Consider the following 23909-nt stretch of genomic DNA (forward strand, 5'->3'; position numbering starts at 1 on the left):
TTACCAAAATGAAAAATATAGACACTGCTTTTAAATATGTGAGAGGATTTACCCTGCTGGTTATTATATGCTGCGCTGTGATCTGCTGTTACACTGTGAGCAGAAGTTTTCAAACTATAAGCCGCATGCAGGATAAAGTATACATCCTGGCGGCAGGAAAAGCTATGGAAGCATATGCGTCGGACAGAAGGGATAATGTGCCTGTTGAGGCAAGAGACCATATTAAAACTTTCCACCAATTTTTCTTTACCCTGGATCCTGATGATAAGGTTATTAAGACCAATGTCACTAAAGCGCTTTATCTGGCGGACGAAAGTGCCAAAAAAATTTATGATGACCTGAAAGAAAACGGCTTCTATTCCGGAATCATTTCAGGCAATATAAGCCAGACCATCCACATTGACAGTGTAAAAGTCGATACCCAGGACTACCCCTACCGTTTTAAATGCTTCTCACGGCAGAACATCATAAGAACCACGAGCATTTTAAAAAGAAACCTGATCACCGAAGGAAGCCTTCGCAATGTATCAAGAAGCGACAACAATCCGCACGGTTTTTTAATCGAGCGTTTCAATACGATCGAAAACCGGGACTTAACTGTTGAAAACCGAAAATGACGGATCATGAAATCACTTTTAAAAAAAAGAGAAACTCCATTTGCATACAATCGGCACTATCTCTCTGCCCAAAAAAAATGGTCCGAAAAAATGAGCAGTCTCTCTGAAGGATGTTCAAAGAGAATGCTCATTTTTTTCCTCAGCCTATTTGTTATGCTGTCAGCATCTTACCTGCTTTATAACATTTATAATTCCTTTTCAGAAAAGGGCCCAAAAAAGACAGGAAGTTCGGAACAGACTTTAAAAATTAAACTAATCGATTAAAAAATAAAGGCATGGAACAGAAAACAACATCAATTAAAGAAGCAAAAAAACGAAAAATGCTTCTGGCACTGCCGATAATAACGCTTCCTTTTATCACCATTCTTTTTTATACATTGGGAGGAGGAGAAATGGAGGCCGCAACGGCTGAAAATGAAATAAAAAAAGGATTTAATTTTAAACTGCCGCTTCCAAGCTTTAAAGAAGATTCCGCTTTGGATAAAATGAGCTATTATGAAAAGGCGTCGGCAGATTCAATCAAACTGCAGGAGCAGATTAAAAAAGATCCCAATTATTCCAATCAAAAAGTTCTGGAAGAATCTTTGAAGGAGTTCCCGGAACTGGATTTTGCATCACAGCGTTTTTCAAAAAAAGGAACCGGTTTGAAAGCAGTAACTCCGCAGGACAGAAACGAACAGAAAATCTATGAAAAGCTGAAGCAGCTTCAGAAAACCATCAGCGAGCCGATTCCGGTTAAAAATTACGGCCAGGATATGAAGGAGTTCGAAAACTACGGCTCGTCTGATGAAATTTCCGGCCAGATTAAAAACTTAGAACAGATGATGTCTGCAATGGGTGAAACGGCGCCGGATCCCGAACTGCAGCAGCTCGGAGGCATGCTGGAAAATATCCTGGATATCCAGCATCCTGCAAGAGTGTTGGAACGCTTAAGACAGAATTCGCAGGATAAAAAAGGAAAAGTATATTCCGTAGACCTTAGAAGCAAGGCAGACAATATCACTTCTCTCCAGGAAGATACAGCCGCCGCAGAGGAGGGCTTTAAATTGAATGCTTTTTTCACTGCAGAAGAGGATTTTAATCAAGATCAGCCGCAAAATGCACTTGGAGCTGCCGTGCACGAAACGCAGACCATTGTAAATGGATCGGTGATCAAACTAAGGCTCACTTCAGATATTGTGCTCCTGGGAAGAACAATTCCAAAAAACACTTTTTTATACGGCATTGCGGAATTGAAAGGCGAAAGGCTTGAAATAAAGATAGAAAACATCCGGCATCATGGTTCCATTTTTCCGGTGCAGCTCTCGGTCTACGATATGGACGGAATTGAGGGGATATACATCCCGGGTGCTATCAGCAGGGATGCGGCCAAGGCATCAGCCGACAGTTCGATTCAGACACTCGGGCTTACCGGGATTGCTGATTCATGGGGAGCACAGGCTGCGGGAATGGGCATTGAAGCAGCGAAAAGCCTTATGAGCAAAAAAGTAAAACTCATAAAAGTTGCGGTAAAATCAGGATACCAGGTGCTACTGTATGATGAAAAACAAAAGAATTTAAAACCTTAAAATAAAGAAAGATGAAAAGAATCAATTATTTGTTTCTAGTAAGCCTGCTGCTGGTTGCTGTTTTGGCTTATCCTCAGCCAGACAGCAGGGAAACTGCCTTTTATGAAGACCATTATAAAAATCTTCAGATCGGCTATTCGAAAACTACCAGCATAGTTTTTCCCTATCCGATTAAAAGCATCGATAAAGGCAGCGCTGATGTGCTGGTGCAGAAAGCCAGAGGAGTCGAGAATATCCTGCTGGTAAAAGCCGCAAGAAAATATTTTTTCCAGACCAACCTGACAGTAGTGACATCTGATTCAAAATTATATGTATTTGTGCTGAATTACGAGGAAGACTGCCCTGACCTGAATATAAAAGCAGAAAACGCTGCGGCTGCCAGTAAGGAAGTGCTATTTGCCTCGGGAAACGATAATCAGAAAAAAATCGAACAGGCGGCCTGGCTTGCATTATCAAAAAAAATAAAGAGCGGCGGCTTAAAAAAATCCAAGTTTCAGATAAAACTCGAGGTCAGCGGCATATTTATTCATGAGGATGTGCTGTATCTGCGTGTCGCATTCGAAAATAAATCAAAAATCAATTATGATATCGACCAGCTGCGTTTTTTCATAAGAGACCAGCGAAAATCAAAACGGACTGCCTCGCAGGAAATAGAGATTCAGCCGCTGTATTGCACTTCATCCTCTGCGGTGATTCCTGACAAGTCTGAAGTAGTAAAAGTTTTTGCACTGGAAAAATTTACGATTCCCGAAAATAAGCTTTTAACGCTCCAGCTTCTGGAAAAGAGCGGCGGACGCCACTTGGAAGTCAGCATTAAAAAAAATCTTGCTGATAAAGTAATCCCGCTGCCATAATCCCGGCACTATCCCAAAAAACTTAAAAAACAGATTATGAATATAAAAATCAATGAAACAGAAACGCTGTTAAGCTTTGCAGAAGAAATGGCTTCGCTAGGCTACCGCTATGCTGCGCACCCTGTTAATGTGTCGGCTGACAGCGGCAACACTGCTTTTTTCAGGACATCGATGGGTGCAGAAGACCATTGTCTGGTGGGGGCTCATGATATCGACTTTTATAAGAGCGTGCCGATAGATTCGCTTATAAGCGACTTAAAGACAGTCCTGCAGAGCGGAATAGATCTGTACAGCAATGAGAAACTTGATCTTACGGAGTTTGTCCGTCTGGCAGGAGAAAACAAGCAATTACCACAAAACAACTTAAATACAAACATTATGAATGAGACTAATTTAAAATACCTGAAAGACCAGCTGAAATACACCGGGTTTGGAGAAACTTTCGATACCGAATTGAAAGAAAACATGCTCAAAGGAGATAAGGATTTTAAAATCATGCACACCGGCATTATGAACAACGGCGTACCAAACAAAGACAGCGTAACAGTTGAGCTGAACTTCAAGAAGTCAGACCAGACTGATATGTACTTTTTCAACTCCTATCATGTGAATCTCCAGAAAGAAGAAAATAAGCCGGGTATAGAACAGACGTTTTACATCAACAATGACGGCACAAGCATTACGCTCAAAGAAGCTTATAATCTGATGGAAGGACGCTCTGTAAATAAAGATCTCAAAACTAAAGAAGGGGAAAGCTATAATTCCTGGTTAAAATTCGATTTTAAACAGACCGATAATTCCGGAAATTTCAAAATTAGCCACTACCATCAGAATTACGGCTATGATCTGGAAGCCAGCCTAGAGAAGCATTCCATAAAAGAACTCAATACGCCTCAGTATAAGGAAGACCTTATGAATTCCCTTAAAAAAGGAAATCTTCAGTCTGTGACTTTTGTTGTGGGCGGCGTGGAAAGCAAAATGTTCGTAGAGGCAAATCCCCAGTTCAAGACCCTTAATGTCTATGACGGAAACCTGCAGCGCATCAATCATCGGGAAAGCAAAGAAGAGAAAAAATCCGAGGGGGAAAAAACTTCAGAAAAGCAGTCTGGCAAAAAACAGTCCGAGGCCGCTGACGAGAACAGTGAAACACCTTCCGCGAACAAACCCAAAAAAAGAAAACAGCAGTCCAATTCGGTTTAGAAATTTTAAAATTAGTAAAGATTAGATCATGAACCCGCAGTTTCCCGTAAATAGAGTAGAAATGGAATTCAGCCGATGGAAAGCAAGAGAGGAGCGTTTCAGTACGCTGTTTTCAATTACTCCGGCAGAAAACAAATCTTTACTCGCCGAGAAACTGCGTCAGTTCGAGAGAATCAGAACGAAATACAGATCTTCAAAAAATATTGAGGAGCAGCATACGCTTCGAATCCTTAAAATGGAAATCCACAGGATGTCAAAACAATTGCATCCAAGTCCCATTTCACGTATCTTAAGGAAAATAATCACCAGCACACAAAATCAGCTTTCACTCCGCAGTGATACAAAAAAACACGAGAGAAACTTCAATTCGATTAACGAGAAAGTCCAGCGTATCGGTTTTCCTGATCTATCCGAAAAAATTAAAAATCTTATCGTTCAAGAACAGGAAAATTTCAGCGTTCCTCTTTCCTACTACATCAATGAAAAAGAAAAGATCAGTCATACGCTCTGCTTTTCAAAAAATGCTGAAGGCCATTTTGAACTCGATGGATTTAAAAGCAGCCTGCAAAATAATTCCGCACCGGAAGACAGCAGGGGATATTACTTCAAAAATGGGCTGGAAAACAATTTTAAGCTGAATGAAGTCTATAATTTATTGTCAGGCCGTTCAGTAGCGCATAGCCAATCATGGTTTCAGCTCGACTTTAATGATAAAGACGCTTCGGGCAATTATCACCTAAAAGAATTTCGAAATGAATATGCGTATGATTTGGAAAAGACTTTAAAGGCCATTTCTTTAAAAGAGATATACAATCCATATGAAATGGAGAAACTAAAAAATGCTTTAAGGCGGGGAGACAGAGTATCTGCCGTGCTGATTAAAGATGGACGAGAAAATCAATTTTATATTGAGGCCAATCCCCAGTTTAGATCTCTGAATATCTATGACCAGCATTTTCGCAAAGTGCAGATCGCTTCATTGGAAAAAGACAAAAAATCAAGCCAGCAGATTCAGGGTGTTATACAAACTGCAAAAAATCAATCTTTTAAAAAGGCATCCAAATCTAAATTACAGCAGTGATGGAACAATTAAATCCTTTAACGGAATTCTTTAAGTCAATAGAAAAAGACCAGCGCATCAGCATTACCCATATTGGAATTTTTGCGGCACTGCTCCAGTTTAGAGCAAATCAAGGCAACATCAATCCCATCAAAGCCTACAGGCATGAAATTATGAAATTAGCAAAGATAACCGGCCCTGTCACGTATCACAGGTGCGTAAAGGATTTAAGTGAATACGGTTATATAAACTACATCCCTAAAAAAAACAGAAACCAGAAAAGCGTCATTTATTTTCTTGTTTAGAATGCAAATTCTGGCATAGTCTTAAAATCAACTTAAAGATCGAAATTATCTAAATAACACAATTCAGAAGATTAAAAAAAGAATCTTTATGACTTTGTCACTGCAAGCGGCAGGCATCCCAAACTAATTAATCATCACCAGCCTCGAGAATATAATTTGATTTAGGAGAAAAAGTACTTTGTGAAAGACCCGGATTTACAATTGCAAAAGTAAAACCAGCTCTAAAATGATTTAAAATTTCATAATATTTGAATTTCCTGCTCTTATTTTTTTTAATATAATTGTTGTTCGACTGAAGAAAAAAATGGTGTATTTCCGTACAAGTGCTGAAGGTTTTAAACAGTTTCTTTTAGAAGTCAGATGGTCAATTTAGATAAAATATTTTAGTCAATAAGTAATTGTATATTTACATAAAGTTTAATGCTGCAATTACAAATCTAGTTTATGGGCAAGTTTTTACGCGATTTTTTTCAAAGCACCTATATAATATTACCTGCTTTTTTCATTTTTATTTTTCTTTACTTCCAAAAGGCGGTTAATTTATTGATCGAGACTTTTCTGATGTCCGATCCCTCATATAATACATGGTATCTCCAGCTTATTATTATGTTGGCATTCATCAGCTCGCTGCTCCTTTTGTTCAAAAAATTAATTATCAATAAATATCTTCCAGCACCTGCTGAATATCTCATTATTTTTTTACTGTCGATTCTTCTTTTCTATTATCGCTTTAATATGAACGGATTAAACTGGAATCTGCATGCAATTGTCCAAAACAGATGGTTTTCAATTAAATATATTGACCTGGCGCTCGTACTTGCATTTTTGTACTTCGCCTTTATCGCGTTCAGCCAGATTAGAAAAGCAATTAAGAAGCCTGTAGTCATAAATAATTTTCTAATAAGCGACGATCCTATTTCTGCCATTGGGGAGGATCAGGTAAATTTTAGTCCAATTGTTGAAAAACTAACTGCAATACTGCTGCATGACAAACATCCAAAATCAATATCGATTGGATTAATCGGTCCTTGGGGCAATGGAAAATCCAGTGTAATACAGCTTGTTAAGAAAAATATTGAAGCATCCGATGAATTTAAAAAAAATCAAATAATTTCGATTCATTTCCTGCCCTACCTTAATCACAAAGAGACTGATATTATAAATGAATTCTTTACACTGCTGAGCAACCAGCTGGCACCTTACAATGGTTTACTTTCCAATAAGATCCTTGACTACTCAGAAAAATTAACGGACCTCTATCAAAATAAAAATCTAAAAAGTTTTCTGGACAACCATATTACGAACTTCTCGCAGTCCTCGGCATGCGAGCTATATGAAAACATTAATGCCATGCTTGGCAAGACAGACAAAAAAATAATTGTTTTCATTGATGATCTAGACCGCCTCAACCAAAGGGAGATCCTACAGACCCTTAAGCTCATCCGCAATACCGCCAACTTTAGCAATACATTTTTTGTGCTTGCAATGGATAAGCAGTACGTGGTAAAGCGTTTGACTGCAAAAGGAAATATTTTAGATACCAAGTTTGTCGATAAGTTTTTCCAGTTGGAAATTTATCTTCCTGAGATAGAGAGCAGCCTGCTGAAACAGTTCTTCATTTCAGAAATGCTCCGCCCCTTCAGCCCGGCGCCCGCCGATTTGGAGCTTAGGCTAAATAGTGCTCTTATGGAACCAAATCTGCTTTTTGAAGATTATATAAAAAACTTCAGGGATGTTAAAAGAGTTGTAAACCAGATTAAGTACGACATCTCTCTTTTCAAAGAGGATTTTTCATATCTGAACCTCAAAGATTTTATAAATTTCACCTTTTTTAAGCTAAAATTTCCAGACATGGTAAAACAGCTCCATGAAAGCAGAGGTGACTTTTTAACCGTTGACGAAGTAAAAGGAACCTATAAGTTAAAAGAAGTCCCTAAAGAAAGAAAAGATGTTGCTGAAGAGGTTTTCTATTCTTTAGCCAATGAGCCGATAGGAAGCATCAAGCATCTTGATAATTACCAGCTTTATGCAGAACTTTTAAGTGAGGGTGTACATATTAATATTGATGAAAAATTTTCCCGAACTGATAAAGTTCTGCTGGTAAAAACAATGGCATACCTTTTTGGCAATGAGAATACTCCTGAAGGACAAGACTGTATAAGATTTACTAATAACTTTCAGATGCTGGTCCAACAGCGCATCTTTCCAAACTACTTCAAACAGATTGAATTTGAAGCTTTATTCACTGTTGAAAGCCAGTCACTAAGAAACGAGCTGCTGAACATAAAAGCACAGGGCAAATCGGAACAGCTCATTGGCAGGCTGGATTATTTTTCCACGAACGACCCGCAAAAATTACATCGTATTATAGAGTACCTCACTATTATCTATGAAATGAACGGTATTGAGAGCTATTATAACATGGATATCTATAAGCTTATAGAAAAATTTGCTTCACATCTTTATGATCATATTGGTGAAGGCAGAATTAAGGAATATCGAAAATGGCTAGATCAATCCTTATTCAGCAGCGAAGAATTTTCTACAGAAGCAAGACTTTTTTTAATAATTGCAATTTGGAAAATCAAGGATGTGAATGAGCTTTGGCAATTAGAAGAAAAGTATATAACTGAAAAAGCAACTGAATTATATGAAAATTACCTATCGAGCTATGACACTATACTTTGGAATGTAGATAATTTCAGAACGTACGGCGTCTATCACGGAGTGAAATTGATAAATAAGGATAAAATCAATAAAATTTTAAAAGACTTCTGGCAGCAAAACAGTATTGAACTTTTATGCGTCCAATTTACCGAGCTAGATCCATTTTCAAACACTGCTTTTAGAATTTCAGATACTGTCACAGAAATTTTTGGATCACGAGATAAATTTATTGATTTTATAAAAGCTCATAACGACAGCTCCCTGCCAAATATTAAAGAATTTATTGAACTTTTTGAACTTTTAAAAGTCATTAACTTCCACTATACGCTGGAATATGATTTCGCACTTTCTTCCCTTATGCTAAAAAAAATAGAAATAGCAAGGAATGAGCCTGGTCGTGAGGACTATGACCAGCGTTCAAGACACCCGCAGGTAATAGTAAAAATATCGGATACTGATTTAGGTTATCATTTTGCAGCTGTAGCGAATTACAAAGAAAAATATGGTTTCACTTTCACGATCTCCAAAGACGTTTTCTACCTCACAATTAATGTACGTTATGAAAAAATTGACAGTCTCTTGTCAGATTTTATAGTTGATATAATGACGCTGTATTATAACAGTCCGGATTGGAAAGTCGATCAGAAAATAATTAATGAGGGCATGAGGATCGACCTTAAAGGAACTGACTATATTGAATTTATTTCTATCAAACCGAAACCCGATGGTGCAATAAAATATTTAAAAAAAATATGAGCAATCACCTCAGTCCATTCAGTACTATTAAAATTAAAAACTAATGAACAAAAATTTAAAAAAATTCTCCAGTACTTAAAAGTCCTTAAATGTATAGTAAAAGCTTTAAAAAATTAGTGGATTCAGCTTTTAATAAAAGTACCGAATTCTATAAAAATGAACATAATTTAAACAAACCTAATCCCTACTTTGTTGGTTTTGGCAATCCCAACTCCAAAATATTGATTTTAGGAAAAGAAAAAGGCTTTGATCAAAGCAATTTAAAGCAATTGCAATATGAAAGCATAGAAAATCCTAACGAATGGAAACACTATCTTGAAAATGGAATTTTATCGAATAAAGCCAAATTTTACGATTCAGAACATTACATAAATGTATTTCACCCGTATTTGGGAAAAATGAAAGGCGGACATACCTGGACTAAATATTATACGGTTTTGAAAAATATTTATCCTCATATTGAGAAAAATGAAAATGAATTTTTAAACTATGCTTTTTTATGCGAAATTAATTTCGAGCCATCGAGATTAAGCAAAATTAAAGCTTTCAGCAATTCTGAGAGAATTGAACTGCTGAAAAATGATTTTTACAAATCGTTTAATGTAATAATATGCGCTTGTGGCGATTATTTAAAACATAAACAGATAGAAGATTTTTTTGATGTAAAATTTGTGTCTGATTTATCAAATCCAAGTGAAAAATTAAAAACATTCAAAAATGACAGCCGTCTATTAATCAACACAAGACAATTAAGCATGAACATCAAAAATGATTATTTGATCAGACTATCAGAAATTGCGAAAATGTACTTGTAAATCTCTAGCCCCGATAGGAGCGGAAATCCTTCTGCGCTGGGGTTCGGCGCAAAAGATTGCAGCGGATAGCGAGATAAAGCTCCTAAAAATAATATTAAACCTAAAATAAGATTCATCCCTCATTACAGGCATGAAATTATGAAAATAGCCAAAATAACCGGCCCTGTCACGTATCACAAGTGCATAAAGGATTTAAGTGAATACGGTTATATAAACTACATCCCCAAAAGAAATAGAAACCAGAAAAGCGTCATTTATTTTCTTGTTTAGAATGCAAATTCTGACATAGTTTTAAAATTAAACTTAAAGATCGAAATAATACAATTCAGAGGGTTAATAAAAATATCTTTATGACCTTGTCACTGCAGGTGGCCCACATCCCAAATTAATTATTGAATTATCACCAGCCGTGAGAATATAACTTAATTAGGAGAAGAAGTACTTTCCGAAAGGCCCGGCCTAGCTTTTGCTCAAGGACACGGACTACCTTTGCTCCTGAAATAAAACAAAAGCATACTGGGTCTTGGATAAAAAGTAAAAGCAAAGCAACGGGGATACTGTGGATAAAGGGCATTAAGGAAAAAGCAGACAGCACGGGCTTGAATTCCCCAAGATGGCAACTTCGGCTCAAGACTTTCAATCTTTCCTATAGAAACATAAAAAACCGCGGCTTCTGGTCCGCGGCTTGAAAAATTGGATGATTTGATTTGAGATATCTACCCGCATCAAAAAAATGAGTTTTAAATTTTTATTTTATAAAAAATTAAACATCAATTTTATGAATACCGCATGCAGCTGAATCAGTATAAAGCTGGTCAATGCAACTTGTTCTGTTCTCTTTGTTCTTTTTTATACCGTTAATTTAAAATGAACTACGAAATATAAATACACATTAAATTGCAATTAATTTATAATACCGTACAAATACGCTATGCCACAATCTGCATAAGCGTTAAATTGGTAAGCAACTAAAAAACAACACTCTAAACCATGAAACAAAAAATTATAAATGCTGTAGAGGAGCTTAAAAACCTGCCCGGCAACGCAGAAAAGACCATTAAATTTGAACATTATGCTTTACAAAACAAAGGTGTAAAAGGAGAAGTTACCCTTAGTAAAGAGGGTACAATTAATCTTCTTCTTACTGAAGTTAAAGGCTACAGTCCAGCCTACATTCATAAGGCAGCTAATTCCTACTTTAAGCAGGCAATATTATCAGAACCTACAACTGGCAGCATTTTATGGACAAAACCGGATAAAACAGCCCATGTTACAGGACAGAATTACACTTTAAACAGCGGTTACTATTACTACGGAGTGGGAGAAAACCCTTATATAGACTGTAACGGACGCCCATTATTTCACGATGTTGCGGCTGAATATCTAGGAGAAAAATCTGGCAGCTGCAAACCCGGCACCGGTCGCCAATATAAATTATTTAAAATTGTATAGAACCATGAAAATAAAAATCTACTTTCTCTGCATGGCCACCCTGATATATCTTACAGGCTGTAAAAGCCCTAAACCAGTTTTTAGCAACCTCCATCACAATCCGTTTGGCAATGAGACAACAACCAGCCCTGTAATTGATGTAAGGGTCGGGGTACTGCCTTACAAGGCTTCTGCCCAGCCGGAAGAGAAGCCTAAACAATTATGGGAACTGCAGGACAGCCTGCCACATCATCTCTTAAAAGTAATCAGCAGTAAAACCCAGAAGCCGGAAGATATTATTGCCTTAATGTCTAAGCCAATTAATGCTAAGAAGGATAGTTCGCCGCCAGAATTACCAACTGAGTTTACTGAATATAAGGTCCGCTTGGCTTTTTCTAACATAAAAAGGTATTTTACAGACAAGAGGTTCACACATCCCAATACCAGACTTGCTTATTTAAACACTTACATAAGCATTCCAACAGAGGAAAACAGGATCGCCTTCAAAAGTATTGATAAATTGGAAAACGAATTTGAGGAAGTTGAACTCGGTAATTTATCACGAAGCAACTCGGTTACTTTTAATTCAAAACTTACTGCTACAGGACAAATTGGAAGCAGCATCGACAATACAAGTACAGTTTCTTCAGAAAACAGCAACAGCTCAAAGTCAGGCAGCGAAAAAAAGGTTTATGATGAAGATGGAAACGCAGTAGGCACGATTAATAGTTCAGGAGATCTAAACGGTGCAAAGAAATCCAATAATACAACAACTACAAAAAATGGTGCCTCGGCAAATGTCACAGGTGAGATAGGCTATGTAAATGCAGAAACTTTGAATGAAGCACGGCTTGTTAAACTACAGAGGATGAAAGCAGGATTCTCATTTTCTCCTAATGAAATCGTAGTATCGCAAGAAGGCAGACAGAATGCAGATATTTCCTTAAATGTCTTCGTAGACGCAACCCTTAAATTTAAGGGATCAGACTTAACCGATGAGAAAAATGTCTATACTTTCAAGAATTTGTTTGACGAGAGCTACCAGCCGATCTCGGCAAACGATCTTTCATTTGGCCGCAGGACTGTAAGTTATGTGAAATGCGTCGACAGCCAGCCTTTACTGCTCAAAGTGAAATACGAAGGCGAACTAAGGGCTGTTGAAAATCTAAGAGAACAAACAGGGGAAAATTCCCTGGAATATGACGACAAAGTCACAATGTACCATCTTCCTATGAAAGATGGAGCCGATGCCCTAATAGACCCTATGCTATTTTGTAAATATGTGTACAGGATTAGTGCAAAAAATGCTCTAGGCAACACTATCATTCTTAATATTTCATGGAAAAAAGAAGAAGAACTAGATTTGTTTTCAGATGACAAGCCTGAAGAGTTTTTAAAATGGATCAAACTACAGATTGCCAAGGAAGATCCGAAAACTCTTAGTACCAACAAATTTGAGATTTATTTCGAAGTTTCGGGCACTGAAAAAATATACGTTGCTAAAAACAAGATGACATCTGAAGATTTCAAAAAACTAAGACAGCTAAAAGATTTAAATATTGAAACACGCTCTTAACATAAGCCCGCCGCAGCAATAAACCGCAAAGGCTGACAAAAACCAAATAAAGGTGAGCATTAAGCTCTTCGTTAGAACTCCTTCCAACAAACAGTATATATTAGAACAGAATTAAAGGAAACTATTTTTAAATAAGATAATTAAATTTATAATTTATGAAATATACACTCACAAATCGCCTAATATTATTGCCATTAGTTACAATATTATTTTCTTTTTGCTGTTCAAAAAAAACTCATAATGGGACAGACGGCAAAATTGATGAAACCGCGGAATCTACAGGTTCTTCACAATGCGATTACGGCATAGATATTTTCAATAAACAGGCAGCAGGCAACGTGATCAAAGATATAAACTTAGTTTATTCTAAAAACAACGCAATACCCGATGATTTAAAAAAGGCTTACCCAGCTGCCAGGGATACATGGAACAGACTTTTAAAAGAAGTACAGCATAATTATACAAACTCCTATACGGTAAATTCTTTGGATAAGTTGACAAGCGAAGAAATTAGAGACTGGCGCAATAAAAATCTTAAGGATGATCAGGTTTTTTTCCTCCTTTTGGCTGAATATACATATGGAGCATATCCTTATCAAACAAATGATATGGAGAAAAAAGCAGGATGGATAGAAAAAGCAGATCCGAAAAAAAGACTGGAGGCTTACATATCAAATGCGATTACCGGTAATTGTTATTCTTTGAGCAGTGAAAAAATAAGAAAAAAACTAAATCCTATTTTACTTCCTGATAATATCGAAGCGTGTTATCAGTAAATATTTCTGAAAAAGATCTAAAAAATTAATTAACTTTCCTGACTTTCCTGATTGAAACTGCTTTTCTGTAAAGGTTTTATAGCCTGCTGTTAAAGGGTTTCAAAGTAAGGTTTATGGATGTACTGCTCTATATTATTAAACAAAGCTCCAAAATCAAACTTGGAGGTCTCTTTAATCTTTAGGGATCTAAGATCAAAAGATCGGTAAATAACTGCATCATTAATACAAAAACACAAATACCAAGACAATGGTAATATTACTCCTTTTTTAAACGACCTTTTTCAGATTCAGAAACATGTACCATAAATCTAACATTTAAAAAAGTACGGTATACACGCAAAAATCCCCCTTTTAAATAATAAGTAACAAATATGTACATCTTGACAAATCGACAGACAAACAGACTTACTTTAAATGTACAGTGGGATTATCTCATCAAATAAAAAATAATATACAGGTCTACTTATTTATAGCTCATCCTAGCCCCGATAGAAGCGGAAATACTTCTGCGCCGGGGTTCGGCGCGGAAAATTGGAGCGCATAGCGGGATAAGCTCCAAAAAAATTAAAATTAAATTAAATTAAAACCGCCTGACACAATTAACGCAGCGGCACCAGCCCTTAAAAACAATCCCGCAGCAAAAACCCACCCCCTTGTAAGGCTTAAGCCAAACAGCCGCCAACAAAAAATAAAGCCCTATTTTTGCCCCTCACATAAAAATAAGGCGTACCAAGGCATTGAGGGTGCGGCAGAGCATGAAAAAATTCGAAATAAAAAAAACAGCCTCCGGCAGCTGGATGGTCTCCCATAATGAAATCCCTAAATTTACCTGCGAATTTCAGGACAGGAAATTCCACTACTCAAGGACACTGACAGGGCTTTTGGATCCCACAGGCAATCCTGAAGAAATAAGGCTTCTGCAGCGGATGGAAAAATGGCTCTCGCGTTACCATATGGATAAAATAAACGGCTGAAAGTTTTAAAACTGCTGCTCCGGCCCGCCAGAGTTTTCAGCTGGCCGGCACAATACCAGAATACGGAAAATCAACATCCGGGAACTTCTTTATCATTCCGGCCGCAACGCAGTGCCGCCATATCAAGGGTATCGCAAGGGCGGTCTCCGCCTTGATTGATGCAGGTGCGCCTGCGGGCTTGATTATTTCATAATCCTTTGACAGAAAAAATGAAAAACGCTCCATCTATGCCTTGCTGCCGAAAAGCAATTATCGGAAGAGGTTAAGAAAGAATCAGCAGATTTTGAACAAGCCAAAAATGATATGCAGACAGCATCAAAACAACTGCTGTTTTCAATACAAAATCTCTATGGTGAGGCCTCTGATCAATATTTAAAGCGATTCCTGATAAGCCACCGTTTTTTATAAAAATATCGTTTAAAAAAGCAGGGCATTAATTACTCCGCCCCAAAGATATAAGTATATCCAACGTAAGGCAAAAACTTAAACATCCTAATTTGTTCTAAATTAAATGTGCCATCAGTTAAACTTGTGTCAATGAGAAACGGCGGGGATTGTCCTATGAAATTATTAACTCCAAAATACAATCTGGTCTGGCAGCCAGATTTCATTTTTTTTGTTTTTGAGGCACCAATATCGATATTGTAATTTCTCGGTAAACGGTAGTTATAAGGCCTTGATATTTCACTGCTCTGGTTTGGAGCCATTACATAGCTGTTTTTTTTATCGCTATATGAAAAAGAATCTGGCGCAGATACCAGATGACCTGAACTATAGTTAAACATCATTGATATTACCCAAAATTGATTAAAATTCCAGTTAACAGTTCCTTTTATTTGATTGGTTATATCGTTTGGAGAGCTGAATGTCTGACCATTATTTATTGCCGGAAACCTCAATGCTGATCTGCTGAGGGTATAAGATGTTTGTACATCAAACTTTTTAAACCGTTTGGAGAACTCAAGCTCCAAACCTCTCGAGCTTCCAAATCCGATCAGCGGCGGCTGCATTGCAATTTTATCCGAAGTATTAAAACCGGGCTGATGCATTAAAATATTGGAGGATTTTTTTTCGTAAAACTCTAGTTTGAGATACCCTTTGCTTAAAGTTTTTTCGTACCCTATTTCGTAAATAGAACCTTTTTCCGGCGGCAGCTGATCTGTACTCGGCATACGTAAATCTGTTGGAAGGGCATATGCATCTTCCACGATTTGATGATAAAATTGTTCCATTACAGCAAACGATGCAAAGAAGCTATTGGTGCCATTATATTGATAAACAAAATTGATACGGGGCTGAAAAGAATTATAAACTTTGCTGTTTGTTAAAAATACTGCATAATGAAGACCTGATTTCATCCGAAATTTATCAGAAAATGTTACGTCATTATCCCAATAGGTTTTGAAATGTAATGACTTTATCAATTGATCCCGCTCCATATTTTTATTAGAAAAACAGGTCATATTAATTCTAAAGCCTATCGAGCTGTTTAGCAATGACGACCAATGATAATTCAGGTTGTTTTCAATACCCACATCTGTAATGCGGAACTTTATGGTTTCTTTCTCATTATCATCTGCAAAGAGGTTATTATAGCTGCTTAATAACAGAACTGAATTCTGAAATAACCTGGGGCTGTAAACCCTGTTCCAACGTAAAGAAAACGCTCTGTTATTCCATGTAAGGTGAAATGGTTCGTTAAAAAGACTTGAACTGATAAGATCACCGCCTGTATAGGCGCCAAGATAGATTCTGTTGGAGGAATCAATAAAATAGTTAACCTTAAAATAGGCATCATACATGTTATATTTAAAATTATTGCCGCGATTAAACGCATCGAGCCAGCTTCTCCTTGCGCTGATCATAAAAGACATCTTATCTTTAATGATAGGTCCCTCAGCCACAGCAGATCCTGTTAATAAGCCTATGTTAACAGCACCATGATAGGACTGCATGTCGCCATCCTTTGTTTTCACATCTATGACCGATGAGAGCCTTCCTTCGTAACGGGCCGGATAGCCGCCTTTGAAAAAGTTTATCTGCTTAACGGCCTGCGAATCGAAGATGGATGATAAACCTATAAAATGATTATAGTTGTAAATAGGAACACCATCCAATAAAACCAGGTTCTGGCCAGATGTTCCTCCTCTCACGTTTAAAGAAGATCCGTAGGTGCCTGATTTTAGCGTAAGAAGTTTTAACGGGTCTGATTGTCCCATTAGAAATGGAAGAGCGTTAACATGCTGGGCATCTATTGTACTGGAAATCTCATTTAAAGATTTTTTTGATGGCCTGATCTCAACCGGGGCAAGGGACAGTCCCATTGCAAGATTGAAGTTTTTTTTAATCGTATTGTTTACTGTTATCGTATCTGTCTGCGAGTTAAAACCGGTATAACTCGCATTTATGATATATCTGTTTTCTGGTAATGTTATAGCATAGTAACCATAATCATTACAATTAACAGCAATGTTCGTATTCAAAACACGTACAGTAGCGTTAGGCAGTGCTTCTTTACTGTCTGCGGCATAAACAAATCCGCTAATAGTAAATGGATCAGGAACTCGCGAAACCGTGTAAATAATAATTTTACTGTCTCTCTCAAGAAATTTTACAGGTTCTGATGCAAAAATAAGATTTAGAAGCGTTCTCAATCTATAAGTACCTGCACTGATATTTATCTGTTTGCCAAGATTGAGCTTGTTATTACTTAGGGATAAATTTACTCCTTGTGTTATAATGGCGTTAATATAAGCTCCGATACTGTCCTTTTCTTTTTCGATAATAATCTTTTTTTCCATTAAGACGTTTTTTTGCGCTTGTAAAGATTCGGCACAAAAAAAAAATGCAAAATAGAGTGTAATGGTTAAAAGATTATTATTGAAAAAATTATTTTTCACACGATATGTTTTTAACCCAAATAGTATTGCCTTTTTGTGTATAACTAAGCCCGAACAATAAACGGAATTCTTCAAGTATTTCTTGTATTGATTCGTTCTTAAAATTTGTGGTAACTGTACAGGAATCAGAGATTCGCTCCTCCAGATGTATTTTAATATGATAGCAGCTTTCAATATCCTGAAATGCTTTTTGAAGCGGGGTATTGTCGAAAGAAAGTGACTTTGTTTTCCATGAAAGTAAGTTTTTATCGGCTGTGCCACTTTTAATTAACCTGCTGGAAGCGTAATGAACCGCCTGGTTTTTCTCCAAAACGACTGTTTGTTGGATAGGATTGGCGGTAACGTTCACTTTTCCTGTAACCACTGCCACCGATTTTTCTTTTTCTGTTGTTTTGACAACAAAAGAGGTCCCTAAAACTTTTACTAATAGGGTGCCCGTATTTACAGAAAAAGGCCTGATTTTGTCGTGTTTTACCTGAAAGAAAGCTTCTCCTTTTAAGCTGACAGTGCGGCTGTTCCATAAAAACCTTTTATAGGTAATACTTGAATTGTCGTTCAGCGTAACTAAAGAGCCATCACTCAATTCGATATTTTTTACCTCTCCATTGGCTGTTTTAATAGTTATCCCGGTATTCGCATATAAGAAGGCGAACGTGCTTATTAAAATGAAAACTGCGGCAGCTGCTGTGGCGTAGATGTATTTTTTGTACAATTGAAATACATTTCCCTTTGTAGAGGATAAATGCGGAGCTATACGTTCCCAGGCATCGTTTGTTTCAAATAACTGAACAGAATCTAACTGCTGGCTTTCTGCAAAAAAAATCTTAAGCGAAATATATTCATCAGGATTATTTTTTATCCAATTCATTAATACAGCTTCTTGCTCAGGTTTAATTTCTCCTGAAAAATGCTTTGCTAATAATACATTAATATCTTGGCTGTCCATGGCTATACCTCTTTTAAATAAAACACAAATTCTTTTAAAACCCCCATCATATAATGACTAAAATACCAATATTTAGACAAAAGAATTAAGTTGGGATGCTTTTTAACAAACTCCCGTATATGTCTGATGGCTTTGCCCATCTGATTCTCTACTGTTTTGACGGATATTTCTAATTTTTCCGCAATCTGCTTATAGCTTAATTTTTCGATACGGCTTAGTTTAAAAATTTCAAGACATTTTGGAGGAATTCCATTAAATGCATTTTCTACAAGCTGGTCCGGATTTATTAGCGGTTTGGTTTCAGGAATTTCTTCTGCAATATCGGCAGACATTTCATCAATGTCAAGCATATATATTTTTTTTCTCAAAATGGATATGCACCGGTTCTTAACAGCTGTATACAGATAAAATTTAAGCCCCTTTTCATAAAGTAAATCCTGGCGGGTTTCCCATATTTTAATCATCAGTTCCTGCACTACATCTTCACTTTCATCACGATCCTGAAGGTACTTATGAGCATAATTGCATAATGGCTGATAAAGCTCATAGAATAATTGTTTAAAATGCTTTAATTCATCATTCATATCATAAAAAAATTATAATGAATTTTATTTTTTTTTAGCGTATAGGGGTATTTTAATTTTTATCGTCTTAACAATAGGCAGTAAATAGTTTTTGCCGTTAATCTAAATAAAACAATTTAACACGATGAAAAAATCAATTATTGTAAGTGCCGTTTTTTTAACATTCAGCACACTTGCTGTAAAAGCACAAGAAAAGGGTAAACATGAAATAAACATAAGCTTTAGCGACGGTACAACGTTGGGCTATGGAGAAAGTTTTTCAAGTGGATTTTCTTCCGCAAGTCTGGGAGCAGATCTAAATACTAGGACAACATATTCTGGAAATTTAGGCTTTGGTTATAGAAATCAAATCAGTAAACGAATAAGAGTGGGCGCTGATATCGTTTTTCAAATAGAAGAAATCGATGTAAGAGATAAAAATTACAAATTTATTGCTAAGAGAACCGACAGCTACATGATGGTAATGCCAACGATGTCCTTTAGTTACATAAAAACAGGCTGGCTGGATTTTTATGGTTCAGCTGCTGCAGGTATTATTGTGAAGGCTGGAGAACTACAAAAGCTTAACCAGCCATGCATTAAAGATGATGGGATTGGTTTTGCCTTCCAGGTTAATCCCGTGGGTATTCGTGCAGGTAAAAAACTTGGCGGATTTGCTGAAATAGGATACGGATACAGGGGGTATTTAAGCATAGGATTAAACTATAAATTTTAAGTAATAATTATCAGGCTGAAAAAACAAATTGTTTTTAACATTCATAAATGGCTAAATAGTTTAAATATTTAGCCATTTAGTCTTTACATAAAAACGGATCTAGTTAAAATGTAATACTGCTCAAAAAAACATTTTTTGAGTTATAAATTTAAATTTCACATATTATTTTTTTTATTATTTATAGATTTATACTTACAAAAACTACATTTTATTTCATTGTCAAATATATTCATCTCATAACGTTATTATTCTACAAAAGCAACTTTGATGTTGTTTCTTTTATCTTTTTGTATTGGTTTTTGAAAACACTCTCTTAGTTTCTAACAAAATCATTCCTCTTTTTGCCAATGACTGCACAATAATGAACTTAACATCATTTTATTTACCAATTACTGCACCTAAAGTAAAATCAATTACTGGAATGATACCTGCTCTGATTTTATTTGTCCCAATATTATAACCGGTACCACATCACCGAATTTCTGATGTAACGGACATTGATTTATCTGAAGTTAATTACTTATTCCATATTGCGTAAACTACACTGTAAATCTTAATTTACAAGAAGTAATCATTTGGATTACCAAAACTACTTTAAGACGCTATACAAAAAAATTGCAACTTGAAAATCAGTTTAAGTACACTAGAATTATCTTAAATAAATTCCACCAGTAATCTCTTCCTGCCTAATTGCCGCTTGGGCTGCAGATAAACGTGCAATAGGCACTCTATAAGGCGAGCAGCTGACATAATGCAAGCCTGCCAAATGACAAAATTCAATAGTATAAGGTTCCCTGCCATGTTCGCTCCGGATACTAACTTTAAGATCAGGTCTTGCTCCCAATGGCTTTTTAAAAACTAATTTAATGAGCTCTCTTAGTGTATTTTGCTGCAATACCTGAAAAGGATTGTTTTTCATACTGCCGGTTTCCAAATATAGAGGAACGAATTTATCCGTATTGTCCTTTGAGAAACCAAAAACAATCTGTGTAAGATCATTTGTGTTAAAAGATGAAAATTTAACAAATTCTGCAATACAATCCGCCGCTAAAGCACCTCTTGGAATCTCAACCATGATTCCAACCCGATAATCTATCCGGCTTCCATACCGTTTAAAAACCTCTTCCGCACTATCTGTGATGATGCTCTTCTGCATTTCTATATCTTCTGCTGTTGTAAGGGGTATCAATATTTCAGGCAAAACCCCGACTCCCTTTTCTTTAAGGCCCAAAGCCGTTTCCAGAATTGCCCTTGTCTGCATCTCGGTAATTTCCGGATAGGTACTTCCCAAACCGCATCCTCGATGTCCCAGCATGGGAACGACCTCTGGTATTGAGATTGTTTTATCTTGTATAGAATCTACACTATCTTGGCTCTGCTTTATGCATTTCTCATTATTTGTCAATTCGCGTGATCCAAATTTATAAATAGGCAGATCAAGAAGCCTTATTGTGACAGGCAGACCATTCATTGCTTTAAAGATTTCTTCAAAATCATTCCGTTGCATCTGAAGCAATTTATTTAATGCATCACGCCGTCCCTGAAGGTTTTTAGCTAGTACCATTTCCCGCATCGCTTCAATTTTACTATCCTCCAAAAACATACGCTCTGTACGGCATAGTCCAATCCCCTGTGCATTAAATTTACTGGCAGCAACAGCCTCTTGTTGTGTATCAGCATTGGCCCTCACTTTGATAACCGCATACCGATCTGCTAAAATCATCAATTTATCGAAATCTTTACTTAAGACAGCTTTAGTAATTTGAATCTTCCCTTGGTACACTTTTCCTGTAGATCCATCAAGTGAAATCCAGTCTCCCTCTCTTAAAATTAAGTCTCCAGCAGCGACAGTACGTTCTTTGTAATCTATTTCAAGTAATACCGCACCGAACACGCAGCATTTTCCCACACCTCTGGCAACGACTGCGGCATGCGAATTCATATTCTCCCTGACGGTTAAAACTCCCTGCACTGCCGTCATAACTTTTAAATCCTCAGATGTGGTCTCCTCCCTCACAAGAATGACATCTTTACCTTTGTTTATCCACTGTTCTGCATCAAATGGGGAAAATACAATTTGTCCCGCAGCGGCACCAGGCGAAGCCGGTATACCTTTTGCCACTAATAGTGCCTGCTTAATGCCTCTTTGATCAAATGCAGAATGCAGCAACTCATCTAATTTATAGGGATTAACCCTTAAAAGAGCCTGCTTCTCTGTAAGGAGTCCCTCTTTCTGCATGTCCATTGCAATTCTTACCATAGCAGTACTTGTCCTTGCACCATTTTTGGTCCGAAGTATCCAGAGTCTGCCATCTTGAATTATGAATTTGATATCCTGCATATCTTTATAATGTTTTTCCAACTGATCAGCTATTGCAGACAATTCAGCGTAAATAAGCGGCATTGTTTCTTCCAAAGAAGAATAGTTTGATAAACGTAATTCTTCGGAGATCCCCGTCATTTTAGCCCATCTCTCCGAACAATATCTAGTAATTTGATGTGGTGTTTGAATTTTTTTAATCACATCTCCTTTATTTGTCTTGATTAGAAAATGTCCATTGAAAAGACGCATCCCTGTCGAAGCATCACGCGTAAAAGCAAGGCCCGCCGCAGACTTTTCACCCATATTTCCAAAGACCATTGCCTGCACTATTACCGCCGTACTCCATTCTTCAAAAATGCAGTCGAGACGTTGGTAAGAAATAGCCCGCTTATTGATCCAGTTGTCAAAAACAGCGATAATTACTCCCCACAGCTGCTCCCAAGGATCTTGAGGAAACTCTAGTCCTGTTTTGTCTTTAAACGTTTTTTTTAAAAGAGAAACAAGTTTTTTTAGATCATCAACGCAAAACTCATTATCTGGTGTAATCCCTTTTTCTCTTTTAATCTTCTCTGTTATTTCTTTAAATGGATCATAATTCTCTTGAGATAAAGTTTCTTTACCTAAGACTGTCTGACCATAGATATGAATAAATCGGCGATAAGAATCCCATACAAAGTATGCATCACCGGTTTTTTTAATAAGTGCATCGATGCAGCGATCATTAAGTCCCAGATTTAACACCTTGCTTGTTAATCCTTTTGTTAATATATGTGAACTGGATTGAACTGATAATAGACAAGGGTTATCTATGCTTCCGAAGCAGCTTTCCATTTGTACTTCAATGCCTTGAATAGCATTTCTGACATCGTCTTTGATACGCTTTAGTACTGCTTTTCTTCCTTCAGTAAAATATAGTTTATAGATTTCTGCAGTAATTATGAATCCAGCAGGAACTGGTATTCCTAACAGATCCATTTCACATAATTTAGCTCCTTTACTACCGAGAAGATCTTGCATTAAGGCATTACCTTCTGCTTTATTATTGCCAAAAGTGTATACCGTTTGTTCTGTATTGGTCATGATTTAGGTTATTGGTTATTATAGGTTATTGGTTATTAATAGTTATATCTTTAAGTAATTATTAGAATCACATCATAAAATTGATTTAATTTTAGTAGAAAACGTTTTAAAATTTTGTATTTGATATTTCTTGATCATCAGCCAAATAATTCTTAGTAACTATAGTTTCTGAAATAATAATTGCAATAATTCAAAATGAAAAATAGCAGTTACTAAAATTGTTTGTCCAATATATTATCAAGTCTACCCTGAAGTTTCCTATAAAACATTAAATAAAAGACCACCATCCAAAATCCCGACTTGATCTTAAATTCTAGGCATAATTCTATTTTGGTACAACCCGAATCTAATCTAAAAAAATTATAATGACAGAGCATTGCATCAAGAAATTCAAAGTGGCTGGAACTGAATTCATTCATATGAACTGAAAATGAAACGTCTTTATTAGTACTAAGAAAATAATAAATAGCTGTTGATCCATCATTGAAAAAAATAAGCTTCTCTTTTCCTATTTTTGCAGATTTCATTTTTAAAATAGTAAAATTTACTTCAGGAGTACCACAAATCCCCCCAAGAATTGCAGCTGGGTTAAGCATAAAGAATTTACGGTACATTTTTTGTACAGAATCACTAGTATATATAGTTGAATTAATCACTTTTTTCATTTACTGATAATAATTTAGATTAAGCTTTTTCCACAATTGTCACAACACTTACATTTATATTCTTAAATAAAAATTCTTTAATTTTTAAAAGCTTTAA

Annotated in this window: 17 protein-coding genes; 12 read left to right on the forward strand and 5 right to left on the reverse strand. The window is 36.4% G+C overall.

From position 1 onward, the window contains the following. Positions 1-8: 8 nt before the first annotated feature. The 11 genes from traK to J7574_RS14265 all read left to right on the forward strand — a co-directional run bounded on the left by traK (position 9) and on the right by J7574_RS14265 (position 13625). Positions 9-617 (forward strand): conjugative transposon protein TraK, encoded by a 609-nt coding sequence (gene traK, locus J7574_RS14215; RefSeq protein ID WP_290969651.1) that lies wholly within the window; start codon positions 9-11, stop codon positions 615-617. Positions 618-892: 275 nt separating this feature from the next. Next, positions 893-2185 carry a conjugative transposon protein TraM gene (gene traM / locus J7574_RS14220; RefSeq protein WP_290969654.1) on the forward strand — a complete coding sequence of 431 codons (1293 nt, stop codon included), beginning with the start codon at positions 893-895 and terminating at the stop codon, positions 2183-2185. 11 nt (positions 2186-2196) lie between these two features. Beyond that, a complete protein-coding gene (gene traN, locus J7574_RS14225; RefSeq protein WP_290969655.1) occupies positions 2197-3039 on the forward strand; it encodes a conjugative transposon protein TraN in 843 nt (280 codons plus the stop codon). A 36-nt stretch (positions 3040-3075) separates the two neighbouring features. Then, entirely contained in the window at positions 3076-4239 is a 1164-nt protein-coding gene (locus J7574_RS14230; protein WP_290969656.1) for a hypothetical protein, read from the forward strand. A 28-nt stretch (positions 4240-4267) separates the two neighbouring features. Next, positions 4268-5320: a hypothetical protein gene (locus tag J7574_RS14235; protein ID WP_290969657.1), complete on the forward strand. Its 1053-nt coding sequence runs from the start codon at positions 4268-4270 to the stop codon at positions 5318-5320. Next, entirely contained in the window at positions 5320-5604 is a 285-nt protein-coding gene (locus J7574_RS14240) for a hypothetical protein (RefSeq protein WP_290969660.1), read from the forward strand. The genes J7574_RS14235 and J7574_RS14240 overlap by 1 nt, the downstream gene beginning before the upstream one ends. 444 nt (positions 5605-6048) lie before the next feature. Next, the gene (locus tag J7574_RS14245; protein WP_290969663.1) at positions 6049-9027 is read left to right on the forward strand and encodes a P-loop NTPase fold protein; all 2979 of its coding nucleotides are present in this window, start codon (positions 6049-6051) and stop codon (positions 9025-9027) included. 89 nt (positions 9028-9116) lie between these two features. Further along, the gene (locus J7574_RS14250) at positions 9117-9842 is read left to right on the forward strand and encodes a hypothetical protein (RefSeq protein WP_290969665.1); all 726 of its coding nucleotides are present in this window, start codon (positions 9117-9119) and stop codon (positions 9840-9842) included. 990 nt (positions 9843-10832) lie between these two features. Further along, positions 10833-11294: a hypothetical protein gene (locus tag J7574_RS14255; RefSeq protein ID WP_290969667.1), complete on the forward strand. Its 462-nt coding sequence runs from the start codon at positions 10833-10835 to the stop codon at positions 11292-11294. Positions 11295-11298: 4 nt separating this feature from the next. Then, positions 11299-12849, forward strand: coding sequence for a hypothetical protein (locus J7574_RS14260; RefSeq protein ID WP_290969670.1), 1551 nt, complete (start codon positions 11299-11301; stop codon positions 12847-12849). A 155-nt stretch (positions 12850-13004) separates the two neighbouring features. After that, positions 13005-13625 carry a hypothetical protein gene (locus tag J7574_RS14265; RefSeq protein WP_290969674.1) on the forward strand — a complete coding sequence of 207 codons (621 nt, stop codon included), beginning with the start codon at positions 13005-13007 and terminating at the stop codon, positions 13623-13625. 1411 nt (positions 13626-15036) lie between these two features. Here the strand turns inward: J7574_RS14265 and J7574_RS14270 are convergent. The 3 genes from J7574_RS14270 to J7574_RS14280 form a co-directional block, all read right to left on the reverse strand. Continuing rightward, entirely contained in the window at positions 15037-17400 is a 2364-nt protein-coding gene (locus J7574_RS14270; protein WP_290969676.1) for a TonB-dependent receptor, read from the reverse strand. An 88-nt stretch (positions 17401-17488) separates the two neighbouring features. Beyond that, the gene (locus J7574_RS14275; RefSeq protein ID WP_290969680.1) at positions 17489-18445 is read right to left on the reverse strand and encodes a FecR family protein; all 957 of its coding nucleotides are present in this window, start codon (positions 18443-18445) and stop codon (positions 17489-17491) included. A gap of 2 nt (positions 18446-18447) precedes the next feature. Beyond that, entirely contained in the window at positions 18448-19029 is a 582-nt protein-coding gene (locus J7574_RS14280) for an RNA polymerase sigma-70 factor (RefSeq protein ID WP_290969682.1), read from the reverse strand. Positions 19030-19153: 124 nt separating this feature from the next. Between J7574_RS14280 and J7574_RS14285 the strand changes: the two genes are divergently transcribed. Continuing rightward, the gene (locus tag J7574_RS14285; RefSeq protein ID WP_290969685.1) at positions 19154-19744 is read left to right on the forward strand and encodes a hypothetical protein; all 591 of its coding nucleotides are present in this window, start codon (positions 19154-19156) and stop codon (positions 19742-19744) included. A gap of 649 nt (positions 19745-20393) precedes the next feature. Here J7574_RS14285 and ppdK read toward each other — a convergent pair. Together ppdK and J7574_RS14295 are read right to left on the reverse strand one after the other, a co-directional pair. Continuing rightward, positions 20394-23147, reverse strand: coding sequence for a pyruvate, phosphate dikinase (ppdK, locus tag J7574_RS14290; RefSeq protein ID WP_290969687.1), 2754 nt, complete (start codon positions 23145-23147; stop codon positions 20394-20396). 212 nt (positions 23148-23359) lie between these two features. Continuing rightward, complete coding sequence (locus J7574_RS14295; protein ID WP_290969689.1) at positions 23360-23812, reverse strand: hypothetical protein; 453 nt, start codon at positions 23810-23812, stop codon at positions 23360-23362. Positions 23813-23909: the final 97 nt, after the last annotated feature.

Source organism: Flavobacterium sp. (assembly GCF_017744675.1).
Taxonomy (GTDB): domain Bacteria; phylum Bacteroidota; class Bacteroidia; order Flavobacteriales; family Flavobacteriaceae; genus Flavobacterium.

Excerpts from the sequence above, each read along its gene's own strand:
- J7574_RS14235 (WP_290969657.1), top strand. The coding sequence starts at position 4,268 with ATGAACCCGCAGTTTCCCGTAAATAGAGTAGAAATGGAATTCAGCCGA.
- J7574_RS14280 (WP_290969682.1), bottom strand. The coding sequence starts at position 19,029 with ATGAATGATGAATTAAAGCATTTTAAACAATTATTCTATGAGCTTTAT.
- J7574_RS14265 (WP_290969674.1), top strand. The coding sequence starts at position 13,005 with ATGAAATATACACTCACAAATCGCCTAATATTATTGCCATTAGTTACA.
- J7574_RS14250 (WP_290969665.1), top strand. The coding sequence starts at position 9,117 with ATGTATAGTAAAAGCTTTAAAAAATTAGTGGATTCAGCTTTTAATAAA.
- traK (WP_290969651.1), top strand. The coding sequence starts at position 9 with ATGAAAAATATAGACACTGCTTTTAAATATGTGAGAGGATTTACCCTG.
- J7574_RS14255 (WP_290969667.1), top strand. The coding sequence starts at position 10,833 with ATGAAACAAAAAATTATAAATGCTGTAGAGGAGCTTAAAAACCTGCCC.
- J7574_RS14275 (WP_290969680.1), bottom strand. The coding sequence starts at position 18,445 with ATGGACAGCCAAGATATTAATGTATTATTAGCAAAGCATTTTTCAGGA.
- J7574_RS14240 (WP_290969660.1), top strand. The coding sequence starts at position 5,320 with ATGGAACAATTAAATCCTTTAACGGAATTCTTTAAGTCAATAGAAAAA.
- J7574_RS14270 (WP_290969676.1), bottom strand. The coding sequence starts at position 17,400 with ATGGAAAAAAAGATTATTATCGAAAAAGAAAAGGACAGTATCGGAGCT.
- J7574_RS14260 (WP_290969670.1), top strand. The coding sequence starts at position 11,299 with ATGAAAATAAAAATCTACTTTCTCTGCATGGCCACCCTGATATATCTT.
- J7574_RS14230 (WP_290969656.1), top strand. The coding sequence starts at position 3,076 with ATGAATATAAAAATCAATGAAACAGAAACGCTGTTAAGCTTTGCAGAA.
- traM (WP_290969654.1), top strand. The coding sequence starts at position 893 with ATGGAACAGAAAACAACATCAATTAAAGAAGCAAAAAAACGAAAAATG.
- traN (WP_290969655.1), top strand. The coding sequence starts at position 2,197 with ATGAAAAGAATCAATTATTTGTTTCTAGTAAGCCTGCTGCTGGTTGCT.
- ppdK (WP_290969687.1), bottom strand. The coding sequence starts at position 23,147 with ATGACCAATACAGAACAAACGGTATACACTTTTGGCAATAATAAAGCA.
- J7574_RS14295 (WP_290969689.1), bottom strand. The coding sequence starts at position 23,812 with ATGAAAAAAGTGATTAATTCAACTATATATACTAGTGATTCTGTACAA.
- J7574_RS14285 (WP_290969685.1), top strand. The coding sequence starts at position 19,154 with ATGAAAAAATCAATTATTGTAAGTGCCGTTTTTTTAACATTCAGCACA.
- J7574_RS14245 (WP_290969663.1), top strand. The coding sequence starts at position 6,049 with ATGGGCAAGTTTTTACGCGATTTTTTTCAAAGCACCTATATAATATTA.